This window comes from Streptomyces sp. NPDC033131, assembly GCF_055578365.1.
The window spans coordinates 71,317-89,443 of record NZ_JBVIPA010000001.1 but is presented as its reverse complement, the minus strand read 5'-3'; the positions used below and the strand labels follow the sequence as shown (position 1 = coordinate 89,443).

Below are 18,127 nucleotides of genomic sequence, written 5' to 3'. Positions count from 1 at the left end.
CCCCGCAACTCCTCCCGGGCGCCTGTACCTTGTTCTGCACCGCGTGAGGAGCGAGGTACGTAGGGTGAGGGTCTATCTGTCGTCCACGGTGTCCGACCTGGAGGCATGCAGGACGGCGGTGCTCGCCGCACTGCGCCGGCTTCCGCTGGACGTCATCGCCATGGAGGACTACGCCGCTTTCGACAAGCGACCGCTGGAGAAGTGCCTGGCCGACGTGGCGAGCTGCGACCTCTACATCGGGCTCTTCGCCTTCCGCTACGGTTTCGTGCCGGAGCCGGGGCCACTCAACCCGGACGGACGGTCGATCACCGAACTGGAGTATCGCCAGGCCGGAGCGGCGGGGCGGGAGCGGCTGATCTTCCTGGTCAAGGACGGCGCCGAGTGGCCCACCGATCACATCGACGCCCTGAACGGCCCAGGTGAGAGCCCCGGTGGCGACATCAAGCGGCTGCGTACGGAACTGATGACAGACCACGGCGTCGGCTGGTTCGGCAACCCCGACCAGCTCGCTGCGGCAGTGGTGTCGGCTGTCGCAGCCCACCTGCAACTTCCCATGGGCGGCGCCGATCTGCCCCGGCCCGTCGCGGAACCGCCCCATCCCCGGCGACTGACCCATGACCTGCACCTGCTGCACGCCCCCAAGGATCAGGCACTTGCCGACAAGCTGATCTCCGCCGTGCAAGGCATGTGGAGCATCACCACCTCCGCGACGGACCTGCTGGTGTCCACTCCCGAAGGGATACTGGAGCTGGACCGTGCGGTTACGTCGGCACGCGCCTTCGGCCTCCTGCTCTCTCCGTCGTTGCAGACGATTGTCGATGAGAACCAGGAGCGCTCCCGCCGGATCATGGACCTGGCCCGAGCCCGCACCCTCGGCCCTCTGCTTGGCGTCACCGCCCCGGGCTACGACGAGGGGGAGCGCCCACCAGAGGGCCCGCTCCGGGACATCACCGAGGTCATAGCCGAGTCACCCGCTCAGCCGCTTCAGAATCAACTGCACGCGGCGCTCGCGAGAACCGTCGGGCTACTTCGCCCCGACCACGAGATCGGCCTCCCCGTCGTTGTGGTGGCCATGACCGAGACGGAGACCGACGACCTGATCGGCACCACGTCCGCGCCGGTGGAGGACATCATCCGAGGATTCGGTCTGTCCCCGCAGTCGACCCGTGCCCGGTACGGCGCGTCCCGGGCGGACTGGACACCCTTCGGCGAGGAGGGGCGAACCATTGGACAGGTCCTGGAGAACGCCGTGGCCAGGGTCAATGAACCCGACCTTCTTCTGCGTGGCAGAAAGATCAGGCTTCAGCACTACTTCTTCGACGACTTGCTCTCCTACGACCCGGCCCACTCGCTTGTGTTCAGGGAGATCGCCCGTAACGGCTGCTTGGTAGTGGCCGATGAACTCTCCCTGCTTCATCCGCAGTTGGAGCACGCTTTCCTCGCGTCCCCGCTCTACCAAGGTGCCCAGGTCTCCCTGATCACTCTGGCCCCTCGTGACCCGGCCGCCGGCACCCCGCACGAGTTGATCCAGCGTGAACTCGCCGACCGGCTCCGCCACACAGACCGCCGCTTCAGCGACGAACTCGACCCCCTCTGCGAGATGAACGTCGCCAGTAGACGCCACCTTGACCGGTGGCTGCGCGCCAGCCTGCCCCAGACCCTGGACGCTTACCGCAACGCCCGGCCCAGCGTTGACAAAGCGAGGCTCCTGGAAGCCGAACTGGGCACGCGCCCCAGCGCTTCGATGGCCCGCCTCATCACGGAGGGCGGAGCAACGTGATCGTCACCTTCTACTCCTACAAGGGCGGCGTCGGCCGGTCCATGGCGCTCGCCAACATCGCCGATCAGCTGGCCCGGAGCGGAATGCGCGTGCTGATGGTCGATTTCGACCTTGAGGCGCCCGGCCTGGAGCACTTCTTCCCCATCAACCACGGACGCGTACGCGGTCAGGAGGGACTGCTCGACCTGCTGCTCGCCTTCAAGTACGCGATGTCGGTCGCGTCCGCGGAATCGGCGAACAGTGAGGACGACGCATTCCGGGACCTCGACCGCTACATCTCCACGGTGTACCCACGGCGTTCCGACGGCGGCTGCCTCGACCTGCTGTCCGCGGGCCTGCGCCAGACGGACGAACAAATCAGTCGCTACGGCACCGACTTGCGGCGCTTCGACTGGCAGGACTTCTACTACGTCTGGTCGGGCGAGCTGTTCTTCGAATGGTTCCGCCGGACCTGCGCCGAACGGTACGACGTCGTCCTTGTCGACAGCCGCACCGGTGTCACCGAGTTGGGAGGCGTCTGCGCCTACCAACTGGCCGACGTGATCGTCGCTCTGTCCGCGCCCAACCTCCAGAACATCGAGGGCACCGCGTGGATGGTCCGCCACTTCCTCTCTCCCCAGGTCCGCGCTGTACGCCGCGACCGTCCAGTTCACGCCCTGGTCGTCCCCGCCCGCGTCGACCAGCACAGCCCCGATCTCCTCGCCACCTTCGCCGACCGGTTCCATCACGATTTCGCCCCCTACACCCCTGCCGCTCTCGAGCAGGCGGGGCTGACCTTCTGGGAACTCCAGGTCCCGTACGTACCGGCGTACGCCTTCGACGAACAGGTCATTACCGACCCGGGACGCGTCGAGGAACGCCGCGGTCTCGCGGCCGCATACGCCAGCCTGCGCAACGCGATCGCGCTGCTGGCACCCGATGAGAATCCGCTGGCTGCACTCCGCCCGGCGTCTGCGGACGGCAGCCTGCGCGGAAGCAGAACAGAACCGGTTGAGACTCGCTACGACCCGACGACCCGGTTCGCTTCGCCGGATGTACTGCTGTCGTACCGCGTGACCGACAGCGGGACGGCGGACCGTATCCGTGAACTGCTGACCCTGCGGGGCAACCTCCACGTTGCCGAGCCGCTGCGAGGTCAGCCGCTGAGGGAGACTCTCCGGGCGAAGGTCAGCCTGATTCTCGTCAGCGCACCTGGCGAGCTGAGCAACTACCAGCGGCATGAGGTCGCCGCGCTGGCTGCCAGGGGGGACACGAGGCTGCTACCGGTACTCCTTCCTGGTGTCAGTCGGCCTCCGGATGAGCTGCATGAGTATGCGTACCTCGATTTCAGAGACGGAGTGGACGCAGATCGGCTACTGGAGACCGTCCAGGCGGGGCTGAGGCCTCTGATGCCATCCGGCGCCGAGAGGCGTCTCGCGGTGCGGAGTCCGTACCCCGGGCTCAACCCCTTCTCGGAGGCTCACGCCGAAGTGTTCTTCGGGCGGGACGAGCCGGTCCGCCAAATCCTCTCCTCCCTGGACGAGTACGGGATGTGTACGATCGTCGGCGGCTCCGGCAGCGGCAAGACGAGTCTTGTGAACGCCGGAGTGCTTCCGGCGCTGCGCGCAGGCGCCCTGACGGGAAGCCACCTGTGGCCGATCGTGTCAGTTCATTACCCAGGGGGTGCCGCGGAGTTGCTGTGGACGCTGCGTTCTCTGGTGAGCCGTCGGGAGGATGGAGCGAGGCTCACTGCCGAAGAGCTCAACCAAGCACTCGGCGAGCGTTTCCAGCGGGTTGTCGTCGTGCTCGACCAGTTCGAGAAACTGCTCATGCCTGCAGCCGGTACCCAGCGCCACAGCCTCATTGCCCTACTACGGAAGCTGACTGAATCTCAGGATCCGGTGATTCTTCCGGTCACCGTCCTGCGTGCCGACTTCGTCGTCCAGGCCCAGAAGCACGCGTCCTTCCTGGTGCAACGCCCAGTCGTCGCGTCGCCCCTGACCGCCCAGGAGATGCAGCAAGCTGCGGCGATGCCTGCCCGGGCCGCTGGACTTCAGCTGGAGCCGGGCCTCACCGAGCGACTGATGCAGGACCTGGGCAACGAGCCAGGCGCGTTGCCCCTCCTGCAGTTCACTCTCTTCAGGATGTGGGAGCGACAGGAGGACGGCTACCTCACCCACCGATCCTACGAAGCATCCGGTGGAGTACAAGGCGGTATGGCCCTCACCGCGGAGCAACTCTTCGAATCCCTCTCGTCGGACGACCAGAGCCGGGCTCGTGACCTTCTGCTGCGGCTCGTGTCAGTCGATGCCGATGGCCAGCACCTGACGCGAGCCGTGCCCACAGCCACCATCGCGGTGATAGGAGCTGTCGATGTGTGTGAGCAGATGCTTCGCCGACGGCTACTCGTCACGACCGAAGGCGCCCGGAACGAACCATGTGTCCAGCTCGCTCACCACGCGCTCATGGACGCATGGCCAAGGTTCCGGTCCTGGATCAAGGAGGCAAGGTCTGCGCTCGAGCTACGCCAGCAACTGTCCACAGCCGCCAGGCAGTGGGATCGTTCAGGCCGTAACCGGGAAGGTCTCCTCGGGCAGAAAAGCCTGTCATTCGTCGCACCCGCCGTGGCGGACATGTCACTGGCGCTCGGGCCACTCGAAAGGGACTATCTTGCCGCGTCGCGAGCTGATGCCGAGAGCGCGCGCATCGTAGGGCACCTGACCAACTCCATGATGATCATTTTTCTGGCGGGAGCCGCCCTGATGGTCTTCGCGTTGCTTCAGAGTGATCCAACACTCGGGACGGTGGCTCAAGGGCTGGGCATCGTGTCCCTTGTCGTCACGCTTCGGACCACTTTCCTCTCGGGCAGGCGCGAGCGTCGTTCACTTGGCTCATGACCGCACGAAGGGGCCGAGTCCCGAAGCCCGGGGCTCAGACCTCGCGGGAGCGGGACGCGTACGTGACGAAGGCAGCCCAGGGGTCAGATGGGACTTCGAAGCGGGGGCTTCGAGCGCCGAGCTTCGCGTCACGGACGTGGATGGTGTGGGGGCAGACGGCTACTTCGAGGCAGGCGCCGCCCTGATCATCGCTGTAGCTGGACTTGAACCACGCCGGCTTGGCGCTCATAGCTCCTCAGCCACCTTCCTGATGAACCGAGCAGACTCTTCGACGTTAAAAGCGCCTGCATGCGGATCATTCCATGGCGCTGCGTCAAAGCGTTGAGCTTGTCCGGTTCGGCATACAGCACCCCTGTCTCCTGCCCTTCGACATAGGCGTAGCGCGTATGCCCACCGAAGAGCCCACGGACCGAGAGGACGTCGAGTGGCGCCTCCCCCGCCACGCCCGCAGCCGTGGGCCGGGCCAGAGGCCTCCTCCGCGAACAGGCGACCTCCTGGAAGCTCCCGGACGAGGTGACGGAAACGGCCGTACTGCTCCTCAGCGAGCTGATGACGAACGCGTACCGCCACGCGAAGGTGTCCGGCCGCGAGGTCCGGGCTCGCTGCGTCCTGGCGGCCGACCGCCTGCACGTCTCGGTGACGGACGCGCACGACGCGCTGCCGACGCCCCGGGAAGCATCGCCGGACGACGAGTCCGGCAGAGGCCTCGCGCTGGTGACCGCACTCGCGGACACCTGGGGCGCGGAACCCCGGCCCCACGGGATCGGAAAGACGGTCTGGTTCGAACTCCCGGTCCAGGGGCCGCCGCCTACACCAGCCTCCGTGCCGTCGCCCACCGGGTCAGCTCATGCCGGTTGGAGAGCTGCAGCTTCCGCAGCACCGCCGACACATGGGACTCCACCGTCTTCACGGAGATGAAGAGCTGCTTGGCGATCTCCTTGTACGCGTACCCGCGCGCGATCAGCCGCAGCACCTCCCGCTCGCGCTGGGTGAGGCGGTCGAGGTCCTCGTCGACCGGGGGTGCGTCCGTGGAGGCGAAGGCGTCCAGGACGAAGCCGGCGAGCCTCGGGGAGAAGACCGCGTCGCCTTCCTGGACCCGGAAGATGGAGTTGATCAGGTCGGCGCCTGTGATCGTCTTCGTGACATAGCCCCGCGCTCCGCCGCGGATCACGCCGATCACGTCCTCCGCCGCGTCCGACACGGACAGGGCGAGGAAACGCACCGGCTGCTCGGCGTCTGACATCAAGGGGGCGCAGCGGCGCAGGACTTCGACGCCGCCGCCGCCCGGCAGGTGGACGTCGAGGAGGACGACCTCGGGGCGGGTCGCGGTGATGACGGTGACCGCCTGGTCGACGTCCGCGGCCTCGCCGACGACCTCCACACCGGTCTGCTCGGTCTGGCCGATCTCGGCCTGGACGCCCGTACGGAACATGCGGTGGTCGTCGACGAGGACCACGCGTACGTGGCGCCCGCCCGTGCCTCCGGCCGTCGTCTCCACGGGCTGCGCGTTCCCCTCGGTCGGGTCGCTCATCACGTCTTCTCCGCCCTCTCCATCTCCAGCTCGACCTCCGTGCCGCCGTCCGGCACCGCGCGCAGTCGCGCCGTGCCGCCGTGGCGCTCCATGCGGCCGATGATCGATTCTCTGACGCCCATGCGGTCGGCGGGTATCGAGTCGAGGTCGAAGCCGGGGCCGCGGTCCCGGACGGACACGAACACCGTCTTTCCCTCGACTTCGGCGAAGACCTGGACTGCGCCGCCCTCGCCACCGTACTTGGCGGCGTTCACCATCGCTTCGCGTGCGGCCTGCATCTGGGGCCCGATTTTCTCGTCGAGGGGGCAGTCGCCGACGACGACCACCTCTATGGGGACGCCGTGCTTGTCCTCGACCTCGGCGGCGTTGTGCCGCACCGCGTCGGCGAGGGTGGTGGGTTCGTCGGCCTCGTCCTTGCCGGTGCCCTCGGGCTTGTACAGCCAGGTGCGCAGGTCGCGCTCCTGGGCGCGGGCGAGGCGGCGCACCTCGCTCGCGTTCTCCGCGTTGCGCTGGATCAGGGTCAGGGTGTGCAGCACCGAGTCGTGGACGTGGGCGGCGACCTCGGCACGCTCCTGGGCGCGGATGCGCATCAGGCGTTCCTCGGAGAGGTCCTGGGTCATGCGCACCAGGTAGGGGCCGGCCAGGAGCGTTATGCCGACGAGGACCGCGAGGGCCGCCTGCAGAACGGAGCCGAGATGGGCGGCGGAACCCTGCAGGACGAAGATGCCGGAGACACCCGCGGTGACCAGCAGGACGCCGGCCACGCCACGCAGCAGGGTGAGCGTGCGCCTGCGGCGGCCGGCCTCGACCCAGCGGGCCCGGCGGGCGTTGTCCGCCTGGCGCCAGACGAGGGCGACGCCCGCGCCGACGAGGACGACCGGCCAGAGGTAGGCCTTGGCGCCGTTGCCGAGGTTCACGTTGCCGACGAAGACCATGGCCACGACGACCATGAGGAGCAGGGCGACGATCTGGCCCTTGTCCGGCCGGCGCGTGACGAGTCTGCGGCGGCCGTCCGCCGAGGTCTCGGTGGCGACGAGGGACGGGGGCCTCTGGCCGCCGACGCCACCGACGCCGAGCGGTACGAAGAACCAGAACGCGGCATACAACAGGGCGCCGAGGCCGTCGGCCATGAACAGGCCGACGAAGACGAGCCGCACCCAGATCACCGGCAGGCCGAGATGTCCGGCGAGCCCCCGCGCCACGCCACCGAGCCAGCGTCCGTCACTGCTGCGGTAGAGCTTGCGCGGAGGCCGCGGTTCGACGAGTGGCGCTGCTGCGGCTTCCGGCATGCCATCGATGTTCACACGGCGCGAGGGCCGGGGCATCAGGGTTGTGCCCCGAGACTCCCCTGATCTTCGGCGGGCGGGCCCGTCGAACGCTTCCCGGGCGCCGGCTCAGGGCAGATATCAGGGTCCGGCCAGGGTCGTACCGACTGCCGCGGCGGCGGTGCGGCAGTCACCATGGACCCATGACCGATCACGAGCACGCCGCGACGGGTCCGGGACCCGGCTCCGGCCCGCGCCCCCTGCCGGGCGCCGGGCCGCAGGATGCCGTGCCCGCCGCGGATGCCGCACCCGCCGCGGGGCCGGATCCGCACGCGGACGCCCCGGCCGGCCCCGGCCAGGGCCCGCGCGCGCATGTGCGGGCGGGCACGCAGGAGGAAACAGAGGCTTCCGCGGCCGGGCTGCCCCACAAGTTCCGGCGCGACCGGCCGCACAAGCTGCTCGCCGGCGTGTGCGCGGGGTTGGGGCGGCAGTGCGACATGGATCCGGTGATCTTCCGGATCACCCTCGCGGTGCTGTCCGCGACGGGCGGCATAGGCCTCCTCTTCTACGGCTTCGCATGGCTCTTCGTCCCGTACGACGACGAGGACGAGAACGAGGTGCGCAAGCTGCTGACCGGCCGGGTGGACGGCCAGGCGCTGACGGCCGTGCTGTTCGCCCTGGTCGGTTGCGGGGTGTTCCTGACGCTGCTGAACAACGGCGGGGTGCTGACCTTCGCGGTCGTCCTCTCCCTGGTCCTCGCGGGCGCCGGGTACTGGTCGCGGCAGCGCGGCGCCCCCGACACCGATCCACTGTCCGCCCAGGCCGTCGCCGACGCTCCGCCGGAGGCCCAGGCGCCGCCGGTGCCCGCCGCCTACCCGTCCTGGTGGCGCGACCCCATCGTCAAGGACGGCACGCACGTGGGCGGCACGGGCTATCTGTGGGGCCCCGAGGACTCCGGAAACCCCCGGGACCGGGACGTGGCGGCGGCCGTCAACATCGGCCGGGGCACCTCCTGGCGCACCCGCGTGGACATACGCACCCAGTACACCCCGCCGCCCAAACCGCGCGGCCCCCGCTGGATCGGCGGCTGGGTGCTCCTGTTCGCCCTGCTGGCGGGCGGCCTCGGCACCCACCTGACGTGGGAGGACCACACCCTCGGCACCAGCCTGCAGACCGGCCTGGCCTGCGCGCTGATCGTCCTCGGCGTGGGCATGGCGATCAGCTCGTTCCTGGGACGCACGGGGGCGGGGTCGGTCTTCCTGGCGATCGTCACGGCGGGTCTGCTCGCCGGGGCGGCGGCCCTGCCCGGGGACATCGGCACGCACTGGGAGCGCGCGAACTGGCGGCCCGCCGCCGTGGCACAGGTCCAGCAGCAGTACGACCTCGGCACCGGCGTCGGCACCCTGGACCTGAGCCGGCTGGACCTGGCGAAGGGGCAGACGGTGGCCACACAGGCCGACGTGGGCATGGGACGGCTGCTGATCATCGTGCCCGCGGACGTGACCGTGAAGGTGAGCATCGACGTGGGGGTGGGCGACATCCAGTTGCCGGGCGACGACGAGCAGGACGTGGACGTGGCACCGGGCAAGCACAAGGAGGTGACCCTGACACCGGCGGCCGGCGTCAAGGCCACCGGGACACTGGACCTCGATCTCAGGGTCGGCATCGGACAGGCGGAGGTGAGCCGTGCTACGTCATGAGTTCCAGCCCGGAAGGCTGGTCGCCGGATTCTTCCTGATCCTCGCGGGCGTCATCTACGCCGGTGACGCGGGCGGCACCTGGGAGACCCCGTGGTTCGCGGTCATCCCCGTCGTCGTCGGCGGCCTCTGTCTGGCGGGCGCGGTGGGAGTGCTGACCCGGGCCGTACGCAGACGCCGCGCGGTGAGCCGTACGGCTGCTGCCGGGGCGCAACCGGTGGAACCGCGCTGACGGGGACGGCGCGACAAGAACACCGCCCCGCCGGCAGCGGCACCCGGCGCCGGCCCCCAACGCGCCACGCACACTCGCACCGCACCCGCACCCGCGGAGCTACCGGTAGTCCCCCACTCGCCGTCGTCGCCGTGCCCGTAGGGCCGCGTCGAGGGAGAGGACGGGGGCGCCTGCGAGGACGAGGGGGATCCAGGCCATCAGGTAGGGGAGGTCGTTGCCGTAGTAGTAGGGGTCGGACGCCCAGCTGACGGTCAGCCACAGGCTGAGCGAGATCAGCGCGCCGCCGAGCGCGGCGAGCCGGGTGAGCAGACCGATCAGGGTGCCGATGCCGACGGCGAGTTCACCGAAGGCGATGGCGTAGCCGAACCCGACGGGATTCTTCAGGGACAGGTCGACCAGGGCCGGGATGGCCGAGGAGTCGCGCACGGTGCGCATCAGGTCGCCGACCGAGCCGGAACCGGAGTCCTGCATGAAGGCGCTGTCGGTGAGTTTGTCCAGGCCTGCGTAGATGAAGGTGACGCCGAGGAAGATGCGGAGCGGAAGGAGGGCGTAGCGGCTGGCGGTGTCCCGCCAGTCCGGGCCGCCGTTGGCGTAGGGGGAGTGCCTGTCCGTACGGATGCCGTGAGTCATAGCTGCTAGCCGCCTCTCGCCCGCCGTGCCGTGACCCCTCAGGTGACGATACGTACGACAGGGAGGTCCCGCTCAATCCCGTCGTGACCGGTTGCGCCCCTGTCGCGACCAGTTTCTCCGACTTGACCTCGTTCGGCCATGCCCACGACACCGAACGGCCCATCAATACCGAACAGCCCATGAACAAGGGGGCCGCTCCCCTGCCTCGGCAGACCCGCACGGATCAGTCGGTCACATCGATCGCGTACCGGTTCGTCTCGACGCCCGCCGCCGTCACCACCTGGACGTCCACTCGGCCGGGCTCCACGTCGGCCGGGACCGGCACGGTCAGTACGGCGTCCGTGGGGTTGCTGAAGCCACCGGTCACCGGGACCAGGGGTACGTGCACGTTGACCGGGCCGATGCGGACGACCATCCGGGACAGCCGGTCCGCGCCCTGTGCTCCCGGCGGCACGAACGCGGCGCCGCGGATCTCGATGTCGTCGCCCGTGCGGATCGGCCCGTCGAGGTCGCCGGCCTCGCGGGCGCGGACGACGGAGAGGATCACCGGCCGCCCGCCCTCCGCGTACTTCCCGGCGAGGTAGGTCGCGGCGGACACCAGGACCACCACCGCGAGACCCCAGGGCAGGTCCGGCAGCTGGTCGGGGCGCCGGGCCAGCCGTACGGCAGCGAACAGGAGGGCCACCGTGTTGATGACGACGTACTGGATGTCGGCGAAGGTCCCCCGGCCCGCGTCGTCCGTCAGCAGGTCGGCGGCACGCGGCCGGTCCGCCCGTACCTTCTGCAGCCGCTGCCCGAGCACCCGCAGCCCGACCACCCGCCGCACCAGGACGGCGATCGCGCACACCACGGCCAGGACGGTCACCACGCCGGCGGCACCGGCGAGGTCGAACCCGGCGATCAGCGCGTCGCGCTCGGGGTGTTCGGACGCCGCCGCCAGGCGGCCCACCAGCACGAGTACGGCGTACGCGACGAACAGCACCCAGCCGATCGCGACCGCCCGTGACGTGGAAAGGCGGTTGTCCTCGCCGATCAGTGGCGCCAGCGCGCCGCCGCGTGCCCGGTGGAACCACGAGGCCGCGGTCAGCGCGCCCGCCATCACCAGGGCGGCGAGCAGTCCGGCCGTGCGGGCCGAAGTCCAGCCCGCGCCGATGGCAGTGAGCGCCTGCACGAGCAGGAGCAGCAGGACCAGCGCCCACACCGTGCCCGCCGTACGGCGCCACAGCCGCGCCAGCCAGGCCTCGCCCTCGGCCCGGCCGCGTTCGGCGACGAGGTCCGCGGACTGCGTCAGTTCCTCCGAGACCCACTGGCGGGAGGCGGAGGCCGAGTGCGCCACCGCCGCCGGAAGTCCCTGTCCGGCCGCGAACTCGTCCCGCATCAGCAGGAATTCGGCGACCGCCCTACGGTGTCCCGCACGCGCCCCGTGGGGACAGCCCCCGCAGGTGCAGCCACCTCCGTGCGCGCTCCCGTGCGCGCCCGAGTCCGCGCTCTGTCTCGCCTCCTGCACCGCCACGCCCGATTCCCCGCCTTCCCCGCCATTTTGTGCCTCACTACACCCGTGCGATGACAGCGAATTGTGCCCTACGGAACACGGTCCGTGCCGGGCAGGTCCGGTCAGGGCGGGGGAAGGGCGGTTCGCCGTGTTGACCCGGCTGCGAGAATTCGTCCATGGCCGAGATCATCCAGCGCGACGGGACCTGGGCCTTCGACGGGAGCACGGTCAGGATCACGCCGGGACTCCACCGCTCCGTGCCGCTGTTCCGGCAGACGTACGGCGAGATCGCCGTGCCCCTGGAGGCCATCGCGGGCGTCGCCTTCGAGCCCGAACGCAAGCGCGGCCGGCTGCGCATGCGGCTGCGCGAGGGCGCCGACCCGCTCCTGCACGCGACCGGGGGCCGCCTGCCCGACCCGGCCGATCCGTACCGGCTGCTGGTGGAGGTGGACCGGGCGGGGGTCGCCGAGTACGTGGCCGAGGAGATCCGCCGCTCCCTGCTGCTGGACCAGATCCCCACGGAGCCGGCCAAGGCGTACCTCCTGCCCGGCCCGCCGGTCCCGGTCTCGGTCCGCTCCTCCGACGGCACGGTCTCCTTCGACGGCACCCGGGTCCGCATCGACTGGGCCGACACCTCCGAACGGGTCAAACGGGCGACCGGCCCCCGCATCATCGACCTCGGCGATCTCGTCCAGGTCGAGTGGCTGCCCAACTCCGGTTACGAGGACGGCTTCCTGCGCTTCGTGACCCGCGAGACCACGTTGTCCAAACTGCCGCCCGAGAAGGACCCCTACGCCCTGGACCTGTGGGGCAGCGCCCGCCGCGACCTGCTCACGGCCCTCGTCGCCACCGCGGTCACCGCCCGGCTGCCGCACCCCTCCACCCGCGCCGCCGTCGAGAGCGGTGAGCGGACCGCCCGGCGGCCGCTGACGGCGACCGTCCCGCCCCAGGCCGACCATCACGACGTACTCCTGCGGCGGCTGCGGGAGCTGGGCGAGCTGCACCGGGACGGGGTGCTCACGGACGAGGAGTTCGCGATGACGAAGGCCGCCGTCCTCCGGGGATTCTGACGCCTCGGCTCAGCAGCCTCAGCTCAGCAGATCCGGCTCGCTGCGGCTGATGTCCTGCCACATCGGCTGGTAGTTGATCCACGCCACCAGGTCCCCGCCCAGCTGCTCCCGGGTGGCCACCGCCGCCTTGTGGTCGATCAGGACGGGCCGTCCGGCCGCCTTCGCGGTGAGCTGGACCTGGCAGGACCGTTCCAGGGACAGGAACCACCAGGCCGCCGCGTCCACCGAGTCGCCGACGGTCAGCAGCCCGTGGTTGCGCAGCACCAGCGCCTTGCGCGTGCCGAGGGCGGTGGCGATGCGGCGGCCCTCGTCGGCGTCGACGGCGACGCCGGTGTAGGCGTCGTACAGGGCGTGATCCTCGTAGAAGGCGCAGCTCTCCTGGGTGATCGGGTCCAGGAAGTCGCCCAGGGCCGACAGCGCGCGGCCGTGCACCGAGTGGCAGTGGGCCACCGCGACGACGTCGGGGCGGGCGGCGTGCACCTGGGCGTGCACGGTGAAGGCGGCCTGGTTGACGTGGTAGCGGCCCTCGATGACCTGGCCGTCGGAGTTGGCGAGGACCAGGTCGCTCACGGTGACGTGCTTGAACGGTATCCCGAACGGATTGACCCAGAAGCAGTCGCTGTACTCCGGGTCGCGGGCGGTGATGTGTCCGGAGACCCCGTCCTCGAAGCCGAGCCGCCCGAAGATCCGCAGGGCGCCCGCGAGCCGTTCCCTGCGGTGCCGGCGTTCGTCGTCGACCGATTCGTGCCTCGGTGGCATGGCGAACCGGAGCCGGTCGGTGGGGAGCGGCGGGGGTGGAGTGGGCCCGGCTTCGGGCGTCCCGTGCATGTGTCGTCCTCCGGCACTGGGTTGGTTTACGGGCGGAAGTTACCGTCGGTCAGCGCGGGAGAACAGCGCTGGTCGGTAAAGATGGTGCACCCGGCCGATATCCGACAGAAGATGTCAGGTATCGCAGGAAGACTGGCTGTTATGAACTGGGCAGCTTTCTCCGCCGCGGAACCCGACCTGGCCAAGACCGTCGAAGAACGGTTCGGTGCCTACACCCACCACGTCCTCGCGACCCTCCGCAAGGACGGATCGCCGCGCACCACCGGCCTGGAGGTGCGCTTCCTGAACGGCGAGCTGTGGCTGGGCATGATGCCGGGCTCGCTCAAGGCGCTCGACCTGCGCCGCGACCCGCGGTTCGCGCTCCAGGCCAACCCCGGGGAAGGCACCGGCATGGGCGGCGGCGACGTGCGGATCAGCGGTCGGGCGATCGAGGTGGACGATCCGGAGGCCAAGGCCGGGTACGTGGAAGAGGTGGAACCGCCGGAGCCGCTCCACCTCTTCCGCACCGAGCTGACGGAGGTCGTACGGACCTCCGTCGAGGACGACACCTACCTGGTCGTCCAGGTCTGGACGCCAGGAGCGCCGGTGCGCACGCTCAAGCGGACCTGACCTTCGAAGGGGAGGTCACTCCCATTCGATGGTGCCCGGCGGCTTGCTCGTCACATCGAGCACGACCCGGTTGACGTCCGCGACCTCGTTGGTGATCCGCGTCGAGATCTTCGCGAGGACGTCGTACGGCAGCCGCGACCAGTCGGCGGTCATGGCGTCCTCGGACGAGACGGGGCGCAGGACGATCGGGTGGCCGTAGGTGCGGCCGTCGCCCTGGACGCCGACGCTGCGGACGTCCGCGAGCAGGACCACCGGGCACTGCCAGATGTCGCGGTCGAGACCGGCGGCCGTCAGCTCCTCGCGGGCGATGGCGTCGGCGTCCCGGAGCAGGTCGAGCCGCTCCTTGGTCACCTCGCCGACGATACGGATGCCCAGGCCGGGGCCGGGGAACGGCTGGCGCTGGACGATCTCGTCCGGCAGGCCGAGTTCCTGGCCGACCATCCGGACCTCGTCCTTGAACAGCTGGCGCAGCGGCTCGATCAGCTGGAACTCGAGGTCTTCCGGCAGCCCGCCCACGTTGTGGTGGGACTTGATGTTGGCGGTGCCGGTACCGCCACCGGACTCGACCACGTCGGGGTAGAGCGTGCCCTGGACGAGGAACTCGACCGCAGGGCCCTCGTCCGCGATGATCTCCGCCTGCGCCTGCTCGAAGACCCGGATGAACTCCCGGCCGATGATCTTCCGCTTCTCCTCGGGGTCACTGACCCCCTTGAGCGCGGTGAGGAAGCGCTCCTCGGCGTCCACGACCTTCAGCTGGACGCCGGTGGCCGCGACGAAGTCCTTCTCGACCTGCTCGGTCTCGCCCTTGCGCATCAGACCGTGGTCGACGTACACGCACGTCAGCTGGGAGCCGATGGCCTTCTGGACGAGGGCGGCGGCGACGGCGGAGTCCACGCCGCCGGACAGGCCGCAGATGGCGCGCTTGTCGCCGACCTGCTCGCGGATCGCGGCAACCTGCTCCTCGATCACGTTGCCCGTGGTCCAGGACGGGGTCAGACCCGCACCCCGGTAGAGGAAGTGCTCCAGCACCTGCTGGCCGTGCGTGGTGTGCATGACCTCGGGGTGGTACTGGACGCCGTACAGCTTCTTCTCGTCGTTCTCGAAGGCGGCGACCGGGACGACCTCCGTGGAGGCCGTGACGGAGAAGCCCTCCGGGGCGGCGGAGCAGGCGTCGCCGTGCGACATCCACACCGACTGCTCGTCCGGGGTGCCCTCGAAGAGGGTGGAGGCCGACCGGGAGACATGCAGCGGCGTACGGCCGTACTCACGGGCGCCGGTGTTGTCGACCGTGCCACCGAGGGTCTGCGCCATCAGCTGGAAGCCGTAGCACATGCCGAAGACGGGGACGCCGGCCTCGAAGATCTCGCGGTCGAGGCGGGGGGCCTCGTCGGCGTACACCGAGGAGGGACCGCCGGAGAGAATGATCGCCACCGGGTTCTTGGCGAGCATCTCCGCGACCGGCATGGTGCTCGGCACGATCTCGCTGTAGACCCGTGCCTCGCGGACGCGACGGGCGATGAGCTGGGCGTACTGCGCGCCGAAGTCGACGACCAGGACGGTGTCGGGGGCGGGGGTCGCTGATGACACGGGGGCCTTCCGGCGGTGGGGCGGGGTCTCTGTGTGACCCGATTCTACCGAGGTGGGCGGGGGTGGGGTCCCGGGCGTCTGAGATGTACGGCCCGGCGCCGAAAAGTTCCGTGGCATACTGACCGCATGCTCACGCACCCGACCTTCCTCTTTACCTATGGCAACCGGCCCGCCGGCTGCCATGGTCGTGCTGCTTGAGCAACTGACAAGCGACTTCCCAGGCGCCCCGGGCCGACAAGGCCCGGGGCGCCTGTCGTTTTCCGGGTCGTGTCGCTCCGGGTCATCCCGCACCCCTTGCCCTTCCCATCCCATGAGGAGCCCCGACATGACCGCCATCGACGTGACCGGCGCCCGTACCCCCGAGGCCGCCGATGTGATCTCCGGCGCGCGTGAGCGCATCGACGCGCTGGACGACCGGATCATCGGACTGATCCAGGAACGGATGGCCGTGTCCGCCGTCATCCAGGAGGCGCGGATCACCTCCGGCGGCCGGCGCGTGAACCTCTCCCGCGAGATGGACGTCCTGAACCACTACAGCCGGGCGCTGGGCAAGCCCGGTACGTCCCTCGCGATGACGCTGCTCGAACTGTGCCGGGGTCGCATCTGAGTTCGGTGCCGCTCTCACCCGTACGGCGCGTGACCGCGACGCGAAGCGCTTCGTTGGTCGTGGTGTCCGTGCCAGCCAGGGGCGGGCCCGAAAGAACCACGCGTGGCTCGCTGGAGCGATGAGACGTACGGATCGTGCCGTGCGTCGTGGGACCTCGCTCCGGACAAGTGACCGGACGGCAGGGGACAGCAGCCCGGTCACCCAAGAGAACGGCCGGCTCCGGGGACGCCCGGGGCCGGCCGACGGGACGTCCAAGTCAAAATGTCCGAGTCGGAATGTCCAAGTCTGAGTCAAACGGTTGCGGCGGCAGCATCCATCGAGCACGATGCCAGGAAAGCCCCCGAAGTCCCGCCGTTGACAATTGCATGGGCACATCGCCGTACTGCCAAAGGTCGAGACCAACCGTGCGCCCCGAATGCGCCGGGGCGCCGACCGAGGGCACACAAGGCAAGCGGCGCAACCCCCCGGCGCCGCTCCCCAGGCACCGACGCTGCCCTGACGTCGGTGCTGATGAAGGAAAGGAAGGGCCCCGCGGCTTCGGCCTGCGGGGCCCTTCTCATGCACTGCTCGCACGCCACGTCGATGTCCGGCGTCAGGCGTCAGGCGTCAGGCGCCGGGCGTCAGGCGTCAGGCGTCAGGCGTCAGGTTCGCGATGCCGTCCCGCACGTTCCGTCCTCGCCGATGTCACGGCTGCGGTCGTAGGGATCGACGGTCGGGCCGCTCGCCGGTTCGTCCGCGGGGGTGGTCGACGGGAACTCCGGGCGCAGATAGCCGTCGTTGATCTCGCAGGACGTGTTGCCGACGTCCCGGTCGAAGTGCAGGACGTTCAGGCGGTCGGGGGTGGACACGTAGCGGGCGGGGTCGAGGAGTTCGACGTCGAGGACGCGGCGCACGACGGTACGGGTGACCTCGGTCGAACCGTCGGTGCGGACGACCGGGTAGACGAAGGTGTAGTCGGCGTGCACGGCCACCCCGTCCTGGTCGCCCTTCTCGAAGGTCATCCTGCCGCGCGTCTTGATCACGTCACCGACGAGTCGGACGTCCGCCGGGTCGAAGCGGCTGAAGAGGTCCAGCGGGTCGTGTTCCTCGTCGGGGGCGCGCAACGACCGGTTCAGGCCGTCGACGAACTCCGGCTGCTTCGGGTCGAGCACCGCGAGCGCGGCCTCGGGGCGTCCGCCGCGTACGGTCTTCGGGTCCAGGTTCGCTCCGACCAGCAGCTTCTTGGTCAGCCGGAGCGCCAGGCCGACCCGGTCCTTCGACAGCCCGCCGACGGCCTTCGCCTCCGGAAGGACGATGCCGGCCGCCCCGTCGGCCCACTGCCGCGCCGGGGAACCGGCGAACGGCTCGTCCAGGGTGGGGGTTTCGAAGTCCGCGGCGGCGGGCGGCGCGGTCGGGGCGGCGGTCTCCTCGCCCAGGGGCGAGGCCGCGCCGGCGTCAGGTGTCCCGGTGCCGAAGGGGTCACCCGGCAGCAGCGAGGGCTTCAGCGCCACGACGGCCACGGCGACGGCGACGGGTACGCCGATGACCGCCCACAGCCGACGGCGCCGGGCCGGGCGGCCGTTCGTCTCCTCCCAGGCCGGACCCGTGCGCCAGCCGGCGGGAAGCTCGCCCCGCGCCTCCTGCTGCCGCAGCCGCTCGGTCACCATGCGAGCGCGGGCGGAGGGCTCCTTCGGGGCCGCGGCACGCACGTCGCGTTCGCTGTCCTGGACGAACTTCTGCCACGCCTCGTCGGGTATGGAGGAGGAGTCGTCCCCCTCACCCGAACCGGATCTCGGTTCTTCGGACGATCTGTCGACCACGGCGCCATGCGCCTTTCTGCGAGTGGATTTCCGGGCAGCTGAGCGTACGTCAGCCCCCATCCGGCCCAGGAAGTGATCCAGGTCACATAAGAATTCTGTGAAAGGGAGGGCAACCATTCACAGG

16 protein-coding genes are annotated in these 18,127 nt (G+C 69.9%); 8 read left to right on the top strand and 8 right to left on the bottom strand.

Annotation, left to right across the window (positions count from 1 at the left end; all coding sequences use genetic code 11):
• Positions 1–64 precede the first annotated feature (64 nt).
• Both ACZ5XS_RS00375 and ACZ5XS_RS00370 read left to right on the top strand, forming a co-directional pair.
• Entirely contained in the window at positions 65–1,780 is a 1,716-nt protein-coding gene (locus tag ACZ5XS_RS00375) for a DUF4062 domain-containing protein (RefSeq protein WP_468646916.1), read from the top strand.
• A complete protein-coding gene (locus ACZ5XS_RS00370; protein ID WP_468646915.1) occupies positions 1,777–4,656 on the top strand; it encodes an nSTAND1 domain-containing NTPase in 2,880 nt (959 codons plus the stop codon). The genes ACZ5XS_RS00375 and ACZ5XS_RS00370 overlap by 4 nt, the downstream gene beginning before the upstream one ends.
• Positions 4,657–4,690: 34 nt before the next feature.
• Here the strand turns inward: ACZ5XS_RS00370 and ACZ5XS_RS00365 are convergent, their stop codons facing one another.
• Entirely contained in the window at positions 4,691–4,885 is a 195-nt protein-coding gene (locus ACZ5XS_RS00365) for a DUF397 domain-containing protein (protein WP_468646913.1), read from the bottom strand.
• A 224-nt stretch (positions 4,886–5,109) separates the two neighbouring features.
• Here ACZ5XS_RS00365 and ACZ5XS_RS00360 point away from each other — a divergent pair, with 224 nt between their 5' ends.
• A complete protein-coding gene (locus ACZ5XS_RS00360; RefSeq protein WP_468646911.1) occupies positions 5,110–5,574 on the top strand; it encodes an ATP-binding protein in 465 nt (154 codons plus the stop codon).
• Here the strand turns inward: ACZ5XS_RS00360 and ACZ5XS_RS00355 are convergent.
• Positions 5,465–6,187 carry a LuxR C-terminal-related transcriptional regulator gene (locus ACZ5XS_RS00355; RefSeq protein WP_468646910.1) on the bottom strand — a complete coding sequence of 241 codons (723 nt, stop codon included), beginning with the start codon at positions 6,185–6,187 and terminating at the stop codon, positions 5,465–5,467. The two genes, ACZ5XS_RS00360 and ACZ5XS_RS00355, sit on opposite strands and share 110 nt — an antisense overlap.
• A complete protein-coding gene (locus ACZ5XS_RS00350) occupies positions 6,187–7,512 on the bottom strand; it encodes an ATP-binding protein (RefSeq protein WP_468646908.1) in 1,326 nt (441 codons plus the stop codon). The genes ACZ5XS_RS00355 and ACZ5XS_RS00350 overlap by 1 nt, the downstream gene beginning before the upstream one ends.
• A gap of 143 nt (positions 7,513–7,655) precedes the next feature.
• Here ACZ5XS_RS00350 and ACZ5XS_RS00345 point away from each other — a divergent pair, with 143 nt between their 5' ends.
• The gene (locus ACZ5XS_RS00345) at positions 7,656–9,152 is read left to right on the top strand and encodes a PspC domain-containing protein (protein ID WP_468646907.1); all 1,497 of its coding nucleotides are present in this window, start codon (positions 7,656–7,658) and stop codon (positions 9,150–9,152) included.
• Positions 9,139–9,381, top strand: a complete 243-nt coding sequence (locus tag ACZ5XS_RS00340) for a hypothetical protein (protein WP_468646905.1) — start codon at positions 9,139–9,141, stop codon at positions 9,379–9,381. The genes ACZ5XS_RS00345 and ACZ5XS_RS00340 overlap by 14 nt, the downstream gene beginning before the upstream one ends.
• Positions 9,382–9,480: 99 nt before the next feature.
• Here the strand turns inward: ACZ5XS_RS00340 and ACZ5XS_RS00335 are convergent, their stop codons facing one another.
• Both ACZ5XS_RS00335 and ACZ5XS_RS00330 read right to left on the bottom strand, forming a co-directional pair.
• Positions 9,481–10,011 (bottom strand): DoxX family protein, encoded by a 531-nt coding sequence (locus ACZ5XS_RS00335; RefSeq protein WP_468646903.1) that lies wholly within the window; start codon positions 10,009–10,011, stop codon positions 9,481–9,483.
• A 223-nt stretch (positions 10,012–10,234) separates the two neighbouring features.
• Positions 10,235–11,524: a hypothetical protein gene (locus ACZ5XS_RS00330; protein WP_468646901.1), complete on the bottom strand. Its 1,290-nt coding sequence runs from the start codon at positions 11,522–11,524 to the stop codon at positions 10,235–10,237.
• A gap of 155 nt (positions 11,525–11,679) precedes the next feature.
• On the opposite strand from ACZ5XS_RS00330, the gene ACZ5XS_RS00325 reads away from it, so the two are divergent.
• The gene (locus ACZ5XS_RS00325) at positions 11,680–12,573 is read left to right on the top strand and encodes a DUF4429 domain-containing protein (protein ID WP_468646899.1); all 894 of its coding nucleotides are present in this window, start codon (positions 11,680–11,682) and stop codon (positions 12,571–12,573) included.
• Between the two features lie 18 nt (positions 12,574–12,591).
• Here ACZ5XS_RS00325 and ACZ5XS_RS00320 read toward each other — a convergent pair whose 3' ends face one another.
• Complete coding sequence (locus ACZ5XS_RS00320) at positions 12,592–13,401, bottom strand: class II aldolase/adducin family protein (RefSeq protein ID WP_468646897.1); 810 nt, start codon at positions 13,399–13,401, stop codon at positions 12,592–12,594.
• A 141-nt stretch (positions 13,402–13,542) separates the two neighbouring features.
• Here ACZ5XS_RS00320 and ACZ5XS_RS00315 point away from each other — a divergent pair, with 141 nt between their 5' ends.
• Positions 13,543–14,010, top strand: a complete 468-nt coding sequence (locus ACZ5XS_RS00315; RefSeq protein WP_468646896.1) for a pyridoxamine 5'-phosphate oxidase family protein — start codon at positions 13,543–13,545, stop codon at positions 14,008–14,010.
• Positions 14,011–14,025: 15 nt separating this feature from the next.
• On the opposite strand, the gene guaA is transcribed toward ACZ5XS_RS00315, so the two are convergent.
• Positions 14,026–15,597: a glutamine-hydrolyzing GMP synthase gene (gene guaA / locus ACZ5XS_RS00310; RefSeq protein ID WP_468646894.1), complete on the bottom strand. Its 1,572-nt coding sequence runs from the start codon at positions 15,595–15,597 to the stop codon at positions 14,026–14,028.
• Positions 15,598–15,922: 325 nt separating this feature from the next.
• Between guaA and ACZ5XS_RS00305 the strand changes: the two genes are divergently transcribed.
• Positions 15,923–16,204: a chorismate mutase gene (locus ACZ5XS_RS00305; RefSeq protein ID WP_468646892.1), complete on the top strand. Its 282-nt coding sequence runs from the start codon at positions 15,923–15,925 to the stop codon at positions 16,202–16,204.
• Between the two features lie 641 nt (positions 16,205–16,845).
• Here ACZ5XS_RS00305 and ACZ5XS_RS00300 read toward each other — a convergent pair.
• Positions 16,846–18,003: a hypothetical protein gene (locus tag ACZ5XS_RS00300; RefSeq protein ID WP_468646890.1), complete on the bottom strand. Its 1,158-nt coding sequence runs from the start codon at positions 18,001–18,003 to the stop codon at positions 16,846–16,848.
• Positions 18,004–18,127: the final 124 nt, after the last annotated feature.